The organism is Azospirillum sp. 11R-A (genome assembly GCF_049472615.1).
GTDB classification, from domain to species: Bacteria; Pseudomonadota; Alphaproteobacteria; order Azospirillales; family Azospirillaceae; genus Azospirillum; species Azospirillum palustre.
Genome location: NZ_JBCEBL010000056.1, coordinates 1 through 12,988, shown reverse-complemented (window position 1 = coordinate 12,988; position 12,988 = coordinate 1). Strand labels below are relative to the sequence as shown.

General features: G+C 69.9%; 13 protein-coding genes. All 13 read right to left on the bottom strand.

From position 1 onward, the window contains the following. Positions 1-270 precede the first annotated feature (270 nt). Positions 271-1,056: a class II aldolase/adducin family protein gene (locus tag VH569_RS34700; protein ID WP_423321762.1), complete on the bottom strand. Its 786-nt coding sequence runs from the start codon at positions 1,054-1,056 to the stop codon at positions 271-273. A 155-nt stretch (positions 1,057-1,211) separates the two neighbouring features. After that, positions 1,212-1,802: an NAD(P)-dependent oxidoreductase gene (locus VH569_RS34695; protein ID WP_423321761.1), complete on the bottom strand. Its 591-nt coding sequence runs from the start codon at positions 1,800-1,802 to the stop codon at positions 1,212-1,214. 247 nt (positions 1,803-2,049) lie between these two features. Next, positions 2,050-3,174 carry an LLM class flavin-dependent oxidoreductase gene (locus tag VH569_RS34690; RefSeq protein ID WP_423321764.1) on the bottom strand — a complete coding sequence of 375 codons (1,125 nt, stop codon included), beginning with the start codon at positions 3,172-3,174 and terminating at the stop codon, positions 2,050-2,052. 48 nt (positions 3,175-3,222) lie between these two features. After that, positions 3,223-4,236 (bottom strand): ABC transporter substrate-binding protein, encoded by a 1,014-nt coding sequence (locus VH569_RS34685; RefSeq protein WP_423321759.1) that lies wholly within the window; start codon positions 4,234-4,236, stop codon positions 3,223-3,225. 26 nt (positions 4,237-4,262) lie between these two features. Further along, complete coding sequence (locus VH569_RS34680; protein WP_423321758.1) at positions 4,263-5,126, bottom strand: ABC transporter ATP-binding protein; 864 nt, start codon at positions 5,124-5,126, stop codon at positions 4,263-4,265. Positions 5,127-5,132: 6 nt separating this feature from the next. Then, positions 5,133-5,960: an ABC transporter permease subunit gene (locus tag VH569_RS34675; protein ID WP_423321757.1), complete on the bottom strand. Its 828-nt coding sequence runs from the start codon at positions 5,958-5,960 to the stop codon at positions 5,133-5,135. A gap of 128 nt (positions 5,961-6,088) precedes the next feature. Then, on the bottom strand, positions 6,089-7,006 hold the full coding sequence (locus tag VH569_RS34670) for a LysR substrate-binding domain-containing protein (protein ID WP_423321756.1): 918 nt from the start codon (positions 7,004-7,006) through the stop codon (positions 6,089-6,091). 30 nt (positions 7,007-7,036) lie between these two features. Next, positions 7,037-8,020: an ABC transporter substrate-binding protein gene (locus tag VH569_RS34665; RefSeq protein ID WP_423321754.1), complete on the bottom strand. Its 984-nt coding sequence runs from the start codon at positions 8,018-8,020 to the stop codon at positions 7,037-7,039. Further along, a complete protein-coding gene (locus tag VH569_RS34660) occupies positions 8,010-8,858 on the bottom strand; it encodes an HAD family hydrolase (protein WP_423321753.1) in 849 nt (282 codons plus the stop codon). The genes VH569_RS34665 and VH569_RS34660 overlap by 11 nt, the downstream gene beginning before the upstream one ends. Next, complete coding sequence (locus VH569_RS34655; RefSeq protein ID WP_423321751.1) at positions 8,855-9,745, bottom strand: TauD/TfdA dioxygenase family protein; 891 nt, start codon at positions 9,743-9,745, stop codon at positions 8,855-8,857. Before VH569_RS34655 ends, VH569_RS34660 begins: the two co-directional genes overlap by 4 nt. A gap of 9 nt (positions 9,746-9,754) precedes the next feature. Next, positions 9,755-10,789, bottom strand: a complete 1,035-nt coding sequence (locus VH569_RS34650) for an ABC transporter substrate-binding protein (RefSeq protein ID WP_423321749.1) — start codon at positions 10,787-10,789, stop codon at positions 9,755-9,757. Between the two features lie 20 nt (positions 10,790-10,809). Further along, positions 10,810-12,426, bottom strand: coding sequence for a rhodanese-like domain-containing protein (locus VH569_RS34645; protein ID WP_423321747.1), 1,617 nt, complete (start codon positions 12,424-12,426; stop codon positions 10,810-10,812). A 15-nt stretch (positions 12,427-12,441) separates the two neighbouring features. Continuing rightward, positions 12,442-12,988: cysteine dioxygenase (locus VH569_RS34640; RefSeq protein ID WP_423321745.1), on the bottom strand; the 547-nt coding region annotated here is incomplete at its 5' end.

Below are 12,988 nucleotides of genomic sequence, written 5' to 3'. Positions count from 1 at the left end.
CGGTTTCAGCCAGCGCAGCGCCATGCCGACGCCGGCGNCTTCTTGAACAGGTCGAGCTGGAAGGCCAGCGGCACGGCGGAGAAGCAGACAGCGCCGGCATTCCAGGACAGGCGCAGCGGCTCCGCCGCCACAGCCCGTCGGCGCAGGACGAAGGGGGCGGCGAGGGCGACGGCGCTCGCGGCGATCAGGCCGCGACGGGAAAGGGAGTGGGAAAGGGCCGGTTTCGCGGTCATCGTTTTTTGCCTTCGCGAAGGATGGGAAGGGACAGGGTCAGTCGAGCAGGTCGGGTTCGGCCGTGACGATCCATTCCCACAGCGGGTGGAAGTTGTAGGTGCCGCCCTGGTGGGTGCCGACCTGGGAGCGGGTCAGCAGTGCGGTCTCATGGTCGATGGGCTGGGGCCGGCCGGCGGCCTCGGCCAGCAGCTGGGTGTGGGCGGCGTTGTCGGCACTGATGAACCACCACGCCGCCGCCTCCACCGTCGGGCCGACGGTCAGCAGGCCATGGTTCTTCAGGATCGCCAGCTTCCGGTCGCCCAGCGCCTCCACAAGCCGCTTGCCCTCGCCCTCGGTCAGGACGACGCCTGAATAGGGGTCGAAGATCACCTGATCCTCGTAGAAGGCGGCCGAATCCTGGCTCAGCGGGGCGAGCGGCTGGCCCAGCGCCGACCATGCCTTGCCGTAGGTCGAATGGGTGTGGGCCGCGGCCACCACCTCGGGAAGCGCCCGGTGGATGGCGGAATGGATGGTGAAGCCAGCTTGATTGATGGCGCGGTCGCCTTGCAGGATGGTGCCGTCGCCGTCGACCAGATGCAGGTCCGAGACTCGGATGGTGCGGAAATGCTGGCCCAGCGGGTTGATCCAGAAGCGGTCGGGATGTTCCGGGTCACGGGCGGTGACGTGGCCGGCCAGCCCCTGGTCAAAGCCGTAGCGGCCGAACAGGCGGAAGGTGGCGGCGAGGCGCTGCTTGCGGTGCTGCCGCTCCTCCTCGACGCTGGTGTGGCTGACCGGATCGACCGGCGGCCAGAATTTGCGCGGGCGGGGCTGGATGTGGGTCATCGGGCGGGGGCTCCGTCGGGAAAGGGGGCAGTAGCCGGTGCTTGCATCCACCACGTCGCGCAGCGGTTCGCCGCGCGCATAGGCGTCGAGGTTGGCGAGGATGCGGTCGGCCAGCCGCCGCTCGAAATCCGGGGCGGACCAAGAGACATGCGGCGTCAGCCGGATGCCGGATGGTGGTAGAAGGGATGGCCGGCGGCCAGCGGTTCTGGGTCGGTGACGTCGAGCGTGGCACCGGCGATCCGACCGCCGTCAATGGCGGCGAGCAGCGCCTGCTGATCGACCAACGCGCCGCGCGCGACATTGACCAAATGCAGCCCCGGTTTGGCCTGCGTCAGCAGGYCKGCGCYYACCAGCCCGCGGGTGGMGGCRGTCAGCGGCAGGGCSAGCACCAGATGGTCGCTGACCGCCGCCAGMTCCTCCAGCCGGTCGAACGGTTCGACGCCCGGTTCCGGTTCGGCCCAGCCGGAGCGGCGCACCGCCCYGACGGTCATCCCAAAAGCGAGCGCYCGCTCGGTGACCGCCCKRCCGATGGCGCCGAAKCCGGCCAGCCCCAGCYGTTTGCCGGACAGGCTGCCSAGCGTCTCGCGCCGCCARTCCTCCGGTCCGSTGAGRCGGATGGCGTCCCACYGCTTCTCGACGSTCAGGATCGCSGTCATCACGTARTCGGCGATGGCRACCGCCGAYACGCCGCGGGCGCAGGTGACGACCGGGGCGCCGTCGAGCAGCCAGGGCGGGTAGAAGTCCATSCCCGTRGAGGCCGACTGGATCCAGYGCAAGCYMTTRCCCCARCCGGRGGGAGGGGCGGCGGGGGCCGCCTCCCAKCCGATCAGCGGGCGGGTCAGCAGGACCTCGACGCCGTCCGGCAGATCCCAGGGGGCATGGCCGGCCCGATGGTCCAGCAGCGTGGGGCGCGAGGGGTGGGCGGCGATSCGCTCCCCYACCGCGGGRCCSAGCTGGTTGAGGATGAYCGGRGAGCGGMCCGTCACSWTGCSKTYACTCCGCCGCGACKGCCTGGGCRCGCTGGCGYTCGGCSACCARCTGGCGGACGCGCGGCAGCAGGTCRCGGCCATAGGCGATGGCRTCGGGCARCGGGTCGAAGCCGCGGATCAGGAAGGTGGTGACGCCGAGGTCGTAATAGTCGAGCAGGGCGTCGGCGACCTGATCCGGSGTGCCGACCAGCGAGGTGGAGTTGCCCTTCGCCCCGGTCAGGGCGGCGATGGCGGTCCACAGRCGCTTGTCGTGGCGRTGKCCCTTRTCGGCGATGGCGAGCAGGCGGCGGGCGCCCTCGTTGTTCGGCAGRTCGCCGCGGGTGAAGCCGGTCTTCTCCAGCARCGCCTTGGCCTTYTCRTAGATYGYMTCGGCCTTGGCCCAGGCGGCGTCCTCGGTCTCSGCCAGGATCGGGCGYAGYGACAGGCTGAAGGCCGGCTGCGGMCGGCCCRCCTTGGCGACGGCGGCRCGSACGCGGGCCAGCAGYTCGCGCACCTGATCGTGGGTYTCSCCCCACACCGCATAGGTGTCGGCATGGCGYCCKGCCACCTCGACGGCCGCTGCSGASGCGCCGGCGATCCACACCGGRATGCCCGACGSGTTGTAGGGCTTCACCTGCGAGAAGGCCTTCTCGACCTGATAGAAGCGGCCCTGATARTCGAAGGGCTTGTCGCTGGTCCATTCGGCGCGGACGATGTCGAGGAATTCCGASGTGCGGGCATAGCGGTCGTCCTTGTCGTCCACSRTGTTGCCGTCGCGGGCAAGCTCGCTGCGCTCGGCGCCCGTGATGACGTTGATGGCGACCCGGCCGCGGCTCAGCTGGTCGAGCGTGGCGAGCTGGCGGGCGAGGATGGTCGGCGCCTGAAAGCCGGGGCGGTGGGCGATCAGCACGCCCAGCCGGTCGGTGACGCTGGTGATGTGCTGGCTGACCTGAAGGCTGTCCGGCGCATCGGCATGGAAGGCCTGGAGCACCGAATCGAAGCCGCCCAGCTCATGCGCCTTGGCGACCGTCTCGATATAGTCGCGGTCCACCACCGGACCCTGGCGCGGGATGATCTCCGACGCATTGTGGTTGCCGACGAAGCCGACGAAGCGGAGCGGATGGGCGGAAGCGCTGTGGGAGGCGGTCATGGCGGTGGTCCCCTTTTTGTGGCTGGCGAGGGTTCAGGGTGGCGTCGGCTAGCTGAGCGGACGCGACAGGATGTCGGTGAAGCGGCGGTCGAAGGCCGGAGCGATGTCGATGCGCTTCGGCAGGACGCCAAGCTGGTGGAAGGTGTCGGCGACGTTCTGGGCGGATGCGATGTCGGCATCGGCGATCGGCGCCAGATCGCGCTGGCGGGAATTCTTGCGCAGGATTTCCAGGTCGGTTTCGACCGGCACGCCGATGGCGGCGGAATGGACCTGGGCCCAGCGCTCCAGATTGGCGGCGCGCCAGGCGAAGGCGCGGCGCAGCCGCAGGAAATAATCGCCGATGGCGGCGGACTTGCCCGGATCGGCCAGCGCGTCGGGCGAGGCGAGATACAGGTAGTTGCCCGACAGGTAGCCGTTGGAGGTGACGAGGACCCGCGCGCCCTTCTTGATGGCGAAAGGCACCGAATAGCCGTAGATCGCCCAGGCATCGAGCGCGCCCTGCTCGAAGGCGGCCTGTCCTTCCGACGGGGTCAGGCTGATCGCCTGGATGTCGGTGAAGCGCAGCCCGGCCTCGCCCAGCATCTTGGCGAGATAGTACTGCGTGGTGGTGGCGCGGACATAGCCGACGCGCTTGCCCTTCAGATCGGCGACCGACCGGATCGGGCTGCCGGGCGGCACCAGCACCACCTGCCAGTTCACGTCGTCCTTGACCACGGCGACGATGGACAGGCGGGCACCAGCGGCGATGCCGAAGGCGGGCGGGATCTCGCTGCTGGAGCCGACATCGATGGAGCCGGCATTGATCGCCTCGACGATCAGGTTGCCCGACGCGAACTCGGCGAACTGCGACCGGAAGCTGGACCCGGCGTTGCCGGACGCGTCCAGTGCCAGCCCGTCCAGCGCCTTGTAGTCGGCGATGCGCAGGACGGTTTCGGAGGCCGGGCCTGAGGCGGCCTGCGCAAGGCCGGGCAGGGTGCCCAGYGCCAGGGCGCCGCAGGCTCCGCGCAACAGGTTGCGGCGGCCGARCGGKGTGGAGGGGAGGCGGACAATATCGGTCGTCATGGCGGYGGGTCCGTCGGCGTCGAGGGTCARAGGCTGGGCGCTGCGGCGGCRCCGGCGGGCAGGCCGTAGCCGCCGGGCTTCRSGMCGGCWGCCYTSGYGTCGGYTCCCTTGGCKTCGGWTTCCCTGGYRTCGGTGCGCWGCGGTTCYCGTGCGGCCAGATGCTCCTCGTCGACGCCRAGYTCGGCCAGCAGRCGGGAGCGCARCGCGATGAAGCCGGGRTCGCCRTGGCGGCGCGGGCGGGCGAGGGGGATCGGGATGTCGGCGGCGATCTTGCCGTCCGCCATCACCACGGCGCGGTCGGCCAGCAGCAGCGCCTCGTCCACGTCATGGGTCACCAGCAGGACGGCGGGGGCATGGGCGCGCCACAGCGTCTCCACCAGACCCTGCATGCGCATCCGGGTCAGGGCGTCCAGCGCCGCGAAGGGYTCGTCGAGCAGMAGCAGGCGCGGTTCGCGGACCAGGGCGCGGGCCARCGCCGCCCGCTGCGCCTCGCCGCCCGACAGGGTCAGCGGCCAGGCGCCGGCACGGTGGGACAGCCCGACCTCCGCCAGKGCCGCSARGCCGCGGGCTTCGGCATCSGGAYGGCGCAGSCCCARCGTGACGTTGCGCAGSACSCGCATCCAGGGTACCAGCCGCGGCTCCTGGAACACCACGGCGCGCTCCTCSGGCAGYTSSACSSTKCCKKCCGGYGCCGGGTCCAGTTTGGCCAGGGTGCGCAGCAGCGTGGACTTGCCGCAGCCGGAGCGGCCGAGAAGGGCGGTGAAGGAGCCCGGCTGGAGGTCGAGCGACAGACCGTCCAGCACATTGCCGTTGCCGAAATTGCGGACGAGGCCGCGGACGCTGACGACCGGCATGGACGGAGTGGAAATCCGGGAAAGGGCGTGGCTCATGGAGGGTCACTCCTTGATGAAGGCCGGGCGCCAGACCAGGGCCCTGCGTTCGATGACGCGGACGATCAGGTCGGCGAGCAGGCCAAGGATGGCGTAGACGATCAGGGCGACGATGATCACGTCGGTGCGCAGGAACTCCCGCGCCGTCATCGCCAGATAACCGATGCCGCTGGAAGCGTTGATCTGTTCGCCCACCACCAGGCTGAGCCACGCCACGCCGAGCGCATAGCGCAGCCCGGTCAGGAAGGCGGGCAGGGCGCCCGGCAGGATGACCTGGGCGATCAGCTCGCGCCGGGTCAAGCCGAGGGTGGAGACCGCCTCCACAACCTTGGCGTCGACTGTGCGGATGCCGGCGAACAGGTTCAGGTAGATCGGAAAGGCGGTGCCGAGCGCCACTAGAGCGATCTTCGGCGTTTCGCCGATGCCGAACCACAGGATGAACAGCGGCACCAGCGCCAGATGGGGCAGGGTGCGCAGCATCTGCAGCAGGGCGTCCAACGCATCCTCCCCCCGGCGCGACAGGCCGGCGATCAGGGCGCAGACTGTGCCGGCCGACACGCCGATGGCAACCCCGGCGCTGACCCGGCCGAGCGAGACCAGCAGATGCACCGCCAGTTCGCCGCTGACGGTCAGGTCCCAGAAGGCGGTCAGGATCTGGCTTGGCGAGGGAATGGAGCGGGTGGAAATCCAGCCCAGCCCAACGCTGGCCTGCCAAAGGACCAGCAGCGCCAGCGGCACCGTACAGCGGCGCAGGCCTGCCGGAAGCGTCCCTGCCGGAAATGGCCATATCCGGGATCGGTTCCCCGTCCGTTGGGTCGCGGTGGCTACCGTCATGGTTCCTCCCGATGCCAGTCGATTGCGTTGGCTACGGGAGAAAGCCTATTCCTATTGCGTGAATAGGAAAAACAAAAAACACAAACTGCACTGTTGAGAAAAATTTAAGTAACGTATTTGTTGTGTGATTATTGGGCGCCCGCGCCTGCGCCCGCGCCACGCAGAACCGTGGTCAGCGAGTCTGCCAGGATCCCATGCAGGCGCTCGACCGCTGGGTTGGCGGCGGAGGGGGCGCGGTGCAGTTCGAGCGGGACCGAGCCCAGTTCCGGTAGGTCATGATGCGGCTCAAGAGGCGCCAGCGTGTCGGGCAGGCCGAGGGGGGTGCGGATCGTGACGCCCAGCCCTGCCTCCACCGCCGCCCACAGGCCGGACAGGCTGGGGCTGGTGAAGGTGATGCGCCAAGGGCGCCCACCGCCATCCAGCCGCTCGATGCCGTGCTGGCGGAACATGCAGGGCGCATCGAGCAAAGCCAGCGGCAGGGGACTCTCCGGGTCGGCGCGGAAGCCGTCCGGCGCGACCCAGGCCACCGGTAGATGGGCCAGAGTGGCCGCACCGGCCGTCGTCTTTGCGGGCTCGCCGCCGATCTCGCCGAAGGCCAGGGCGAGATCAAGCGCACCCTGCGCCACCCGTTCGCGCAGTTCTCGCCCGCGGCCGACCTGGGCCTCGACATGGATCCGGGGATGCGCACGGTGGAAGGAGCCGAGCACGGCGGGAAGCCAGCGTTCCGCCAGATCCTGGGGAAAGCCGACCCGCACGGTGCCGTCCATCGCCCGGCCGCGGGCGGCCGACAGGGCCTCGTCGTTCAGGGCGACGATGCGTCGGGCATAGCCCAGCAGCAGGTCGCCGGCATCGGTCGGCGTCACCGTGCGCCCGGCCTTGCGGAACAGCGGCTGGCCGACCTGCTCCTCCAGCTTTTTCATTTGCAGGCTGATCGCCGATTGGGTCCGCCCCAGCCGTTCGGCGGCGCGGGCGAAGCCGCCATGCTCCATGGCGATCACCAGCGCCCGCAGCACATCCATGTCGAGGTTGGTTGGAAGCATCGCCATTCCGTATCGCCTTCCTGCGGTTCGCCGCCGTCAGGCCGGCAGCGCGCTGTTGAAACCGGGATCGAAGATCGCCGCCGCGTCCAGCCGCTTGGGAATGATGCCGAACTCGCGCCAGACATCTGATGTCGCCTGCTGGTCGGCGATGACCGAGGCGTCGATGGCGACCGGCCGCGCCCGCTCGACACCGAAGGTGTGACGGGCGATGGCGGGATCGACGCCGACCGTCCTGGCCCAGATGCCGGCATAGGCGTCGCTGTTCTCCAGCGCCCACAGCCGGGCGGCGGCGAAGCGGCGGATCAGGTCGGTCAGCGCCTCGCGCTTGGTGGATATCGCCTCCAGCGTGGCGGACTGATAGGAGAGGCCGCTCATCAGGCCGGTTCCGGTGACGACCGCGCGGGCGCCGTCCACCATCAGTGCCTGCGACACATAGATGCCCCAAGTTGACCAAGCGTCGATGGAGCCGGCGGCCAGCGCCGATTTGGCGTCGGACGGCAGCAGGAAGGCGATCTTCACGTCGTCCGGTTTCAACCCATTCGCCTTCAGCGCCGCCAGCACGAGGTAATGGCCGATGGAGCCGCGCCCGGTGCCGATGGTCTTGCCCTTTAGCTCGGCGACGTTGCGGATGGGCGAGGCGCCCGGCACCAGGATGGTGGTGCTCTGCGGGTTGGAACGGACGGCGCCGATGATCTTGGCTGAGGTGCCGGCCGCCAGAGCGAAGGTGGTCGGCGCGTCGCCGGCATAGCCGACCTCGATGGCCCCGGCGTTCAGCGCCTCCAGCAGGGGGGCGGCGGCCGGGAACTGGCTCCATTCGATGCGGTATGGCAAGTCGGCCAGAAGCCCCGCGGCCTCGATCACCGATTGTACGCCGCCCTTCTGGTCGCCGACCTTCAGCACGGTGCCTGCGGGAATGGCCGCCCGGGCCGGCCGCAGGGGCGCGAGCCCGGCGGCGAGCGCGGCGACACCGATGCCGAGAGCATGGCGGCGCGACAGGAAAAAGGGTCGATCAAGGCTCATGATGGTCTCCTGCGGAGCGGGGCTCCGGGAAAAAGGGGGACGGGGTCCGTGCGGCCAGCAGCGCGTCAGCCAGTTCGACGAAGCCGTCGCCGCCGGGGCCACGCGTGATCCAGGCCGGCGGGCGGGGGATGTCGGACAGGAAGTCGATGACCGTGCTGACGCCGACGGAGGTCGGGAAATGGGCGAACATCGGCGCGTCGTTGACCGAATCGCCTGCATAGGCGACGGCCTCCGGTACGGCGTCGATGTCGAGGCCGTGAACCTCGCGCATCACCCGGCGCGCCATGCCGAGCTTGTCGTAGCCGCCGAACCAGCCGAGCACCCACAGTGAATTGACCGTCACCTCCGCTCCGGCGTTGCGGAAGTGACGGACCAGCGCCGTCCGCAAGGCGGGATCGGAGGGCGCGCGGAAGGCGAGGCTGCACAGGCGAAAGGGCTGGTCGCTCACCAATTTCACCTCGGGCAAAACGGCGTGGATGGCCTGCCGCAACTGCTCCAGCCGCCTTGCGGCCAGCGTCCGCTCCTCCTCCCCGTGCCAATAGCGGCACTCGACATCGCCATCGGCGGTACGGCGCAGGAACAGGCCGCCATTCTCGGCGATCACCCCGTCTACCGGCCACATCCGTGCCATCTGGTCGGCCCAGCCCGCCGGAGCGGCGGTGACCGGCAGCACCGGGAGTCCGGCATCGCGCAGCCGTTCGATGGCATCGTAGGTTCGGGCGGACAGGCGGCCGCGGTGGGTGAGGGTGTCGTCCATGTCGGTCAGGACGAAACGCACGCGGGCCAGGGCCTCCGCCGGTGCCTTCGCCAGCGGACGCAGGGCGGCGATGATGGTCATGCGGCCACCGTCCGCCGCGGGTCCTGCCGACGGTCCGCGGGCACGGCGATCTGGGTGCGGTGCATGCGGCGGCGCTGATCGGCGGGGAAGGGGTCGCGGCGATGCATGGTCCAGCGGTTGTCCCACATCACCAGATCGCCGACCCGCCAGCGGTGGTGCCACGCAAGCTCCGGGCGCACCGCCGTCGCCCAGATTTTATCCAGCAGCGCCTCGCTCGCCGCCACCGACAGACCGGGGATGTGGGCATGGGGACGGCGGCCCAGCAGCAATGCCTTGGCGCCCGTCACCGGGTGGGCGATGACCAGCGGATGCACCGTGCCGGGCGAGGTGGCGACATCGGCGGGCGGGGAGAAACCCTGACGCAGATAGCCGCCGCTGTTGGTGGTGCTGTCATGCTTGATCGAAAGCCCCTCCACCCGCCGCTTCAGCGGTTCGGGCAGGGCGTCATAGGCGGCGAACATGCTGAGGAAGCCGGTGTCGCCGCCCTCCGCCGGCACCTCCAGCGCATAGAGGCTGCTGGCGTAGGGCGGCGTCTCCAGATAGGTCATGTCGGCGTGCCACACCGACTCTCCCGCCCCCAGCGCACCGATGGGCCGGCCATTCTCCGTGATGTTGGAGATGACGTAGACCTCCTCGTAGCCCGGCGCGTGCAGCCGGCCGTTCTCGGTGATCGGCGCCTTGTCGAGCGGGCCGAACTGGCCCGAAACGCGGACGAGGTCGGCGTCCGAAAGAGTCTGTTCGCGGAAAACCAGCACCAGATGGTGGTCGAGCGCTTCGACCAGGGCCGACGCCGTGAGGGGGCCGAGCGGCCGGGACAGGTCGAGGCCGCGGATCTCGGCACCCAGTGTGGGCGAGACCGGATGGATGGTGAAATTGGTGTTGGGCATGGCGGAGCCTCAGCTGCCGGCGCGGTCGTGGATGTCGGCGAAGAACAGGTCGCGCCAATCCGCCGGCCGGTTGCGGATGGAGCCGATGCGCGCCATGAAGTCGGTGAAGGTGCCGATGCCGCGCGGGGCGAGGTCGTAGGAGATCTCCGGATGCGCGATCATCGCCGCCACCTCTTCCACGCCCAGCTTGGAGTTCTCGATGCGGATGTAGGCGCGAGCCGCTTCCTGAGGTTCGGCCTTGATCTGCGCCACGGCCTCCTCCAGCGCCGCCAGCACCGCCTTGGTCAGCTTCGGGTTGGCGTCGTGGAAGGCGGCGGACGTCCACAGCGCGCTGAAGGAGGCCGGGCCGCCCAGCACGTCGTAGCTGCTCAGCACCTTGTGGATCTTCGGATCGCGCAGCTGCTGGTCTTGGAAGGGGGGGCTGGTGAAATGGGCGGTGATCTCGGTCTTGCCAGACAGCAGGGCGGCGGTGCCGTCGGGGTGGGCCAGCGAGACGGTCTGGGCGTCCAACTTCGCATGCTGGCCGGGTCCGAAGGTCTGCTCCGCCGCGATCTGCAGGACGATGGCCTGATAAGAGGCGCGGACCGACGGCACGACGATGCGGTCCTTGTCGGTGAAGCCCTTCAGGCTCTTCACCTCGGCTCGGTTGGTGTTGAGATAGGCCGGCTGGGCATTCAGCGCCGCCAGCCCGCGCAGGTTGGCATTCCCCTTCGTCTTGTCCCAGGCGATGATGAAGGCCGGCACACCGGCCGCGCCGAAATCGGCGTTGCCGGACAGAGTCGCTTCGGTGATCGTCGTCGGGTTGCCGAGCGGGGTGTAGCTGGCCTTCACCTCCCCCAGCCCGGCGGCGCGGGCGTGCTTCTCCACCAGTCCCTTGTCCTGCATGACGTAGAGCGGCAGGTAGCCGAGGCCGAGGTTGCGGGCGAAGCGGACCTCCGTCGCCTCTGCCCGCGCCGGGGTTGGCATCAGGCAAGGGAGCCCGGCAGCGAGCAGCAGTGCCGCCCCCAGAAGGGTTCGGCGCGGGATGGGAGAGGGCGCGGTCATGGCGGATCTCACCGAAGTCATCAGATGACGTGGAAGTTGTGGGCGCCGTCGCGCTTCAGCTGATCCACCAGCTCAAGCTCCCAGTCGATGTAGGCCTGCATGGCGGCGGCGCTGTTGTCGGTGCCCTCGTAGGGGCGCTTGTAGACGTCGTCGGGTTCTCCCCCCAACCGGCCGAGATCCGTGCTGAGCGGCAGACCGGCGGCAACCCAGCCCTTGGTGCCGCCCGCCAGCAGAAGCGGACGCCACCCGGCGGGGAAATCGGCAACGGCGTAGCGGGTCAGCGTGCCGTCGCCGCAGGTGAGCACCGGGCGCACTCCCTTGGGAAGGCGGGCGATGGTGCCGGCCAGCCGGGCGCGGGTGGAGAAATACGCCCCCGGAATGTGGCCGGCGCGGTAGCGCGGGCTGCGGGTGATGTCGATCACCGCCGCTTCGCCATTCTCCAGCAGGGCCAGCAGGTCGCGCGGGGCGATGGTCTCGGCCCCCACCTCCGGCTCCGGAGGCAGGCGGCGGCGGTCGGGGCCGCTCTCGCTGCCCAGGGCGGAGACGTCACCCTCCAGCACATGCACTTCCCAGCCAAGCTGCGACAGCCAGGAGGCAGTCATGTCGGCGCGCGGACCGCCGCCGCCAGCCGGATCGTCGGCCAGGACGATGCGGGCGCCCCGCACCCCGACATATTCGTCGGTCGCCTGGACCAGCTGGCCGCCGGCGGCATGGCGGAAGCCCGGCAGATGGCCGGCCTCATACTCCTCCGGCGTGCGCACGTCGAAGAGATGGAGCGTGCGGCGCTCGTCGCCGCGGAAGCGGTCGAGCGTCTTCGCATCGATCCGGCCAACGCCGGCTCTGTCGGCAAACGCCCGCGCCGCCCGGCGGCCGGTGGCATCGCCCTCTGCCGAGACATTCGGGAAGCGGCCCTCGCGTCCGCTGTCCAGCGTCAGCCCGGCCAGCGTCCAGCCGATGGTGCCGTTGCGCAGGGCAGCAACCCGGTTGGGGATGCCGGCATTCACCAGGGACTGGGTGCCGATGATCGACCGCGTGCGGCCGGCGCAGTTGACCACCACCAGCGTCTTGGGATCGGGAGCGATGTCGTGGACGCGCTTGACCAGTTCGGCGCCCGGCACACTGATGCCGCCGGGGATCGACATGGTGCGGTACTCCTCGAAACGGCGGGCGTCGAGGATGACAAGATCGGCCCTGGCGTCGATCAGCGCCTTGACCTCCGCCGCCGACAGGGACGGGGTGTGGCGGTGATGCTCCACCCATTCGCCGAAGGCCTTGCTGGGCACGTTCACGTCCCGGTAGACCTCGAAGCCGGCAGCGATCCAGCCGGCCAGCCCGCCCTCCAGCAGGGTCACGTCGCCGTAGCCCAGCGCCTGGAGCCGTCGGGCCGCCGGCTCGGCATAGCCCTCTCCATCGTCATAGACGGTGATCGGCACGTCGCGCCGCGGCAGCAGATCGTAGGCCAGCAACTCCACGCGGCTCAGCGGGACGGAGACGGCGAACAGCGGATGGGCCAGCGAATAGGGGCCTTCCTCCCGTGCGTCGAACAGGGCGATCTCGTCGCGCTCGATCCAGGCGCGGCGGATGTCGGCAGGGCGGCGGGTGGCGAGCGGGGCGGTTGCGGTGACGGCTGCGGTCATGGCGGTAACGGATCCTCAGGCGGCGTGGGGGACGGACTGCGAGCGGTCCCACAGGTTGGGTAGGGCGCTATTGGCGTAGCCGGAGATGAAGGGCTTGCGCTGGCCGGTCAGCGGGTCGAACACCGACCGCCGGACGGCGCCGATGTTACCGCCATAGACATGGATGCTGATGGACGGCCGGTCGGGCAGGGCGTTGGAGATCGCATGGACATCGCCGATGCGGGGCGACACCGCCTCCACCGACCCGGCCTTCAGGATTTCGGGCGGATGGGCCACGGGCGGACCGCCCTGGGGCTGGAGGTCGTAACGTTGCGACCGCTCCGCCCCGCGCAGGATGCCGACCAGGCCCCAGACCGTGTGGTCGTGGATCGGCGTGCGCTGCCCCGGGCCCCAGACGAAGCTGACGACGGAGAATCGCTCGTACGGGTCGCAATGCAGCAGATACTGGCGGTAATGCACCGGGTCGGGCTGGGCATAGGCGTCGGGCAGCCAGTCGTCGTCGGCGATCAACCCGGCCAGCAGGACGCGGCCAGCATCGAGCACGGCCGCCTCGTCGTCGCCA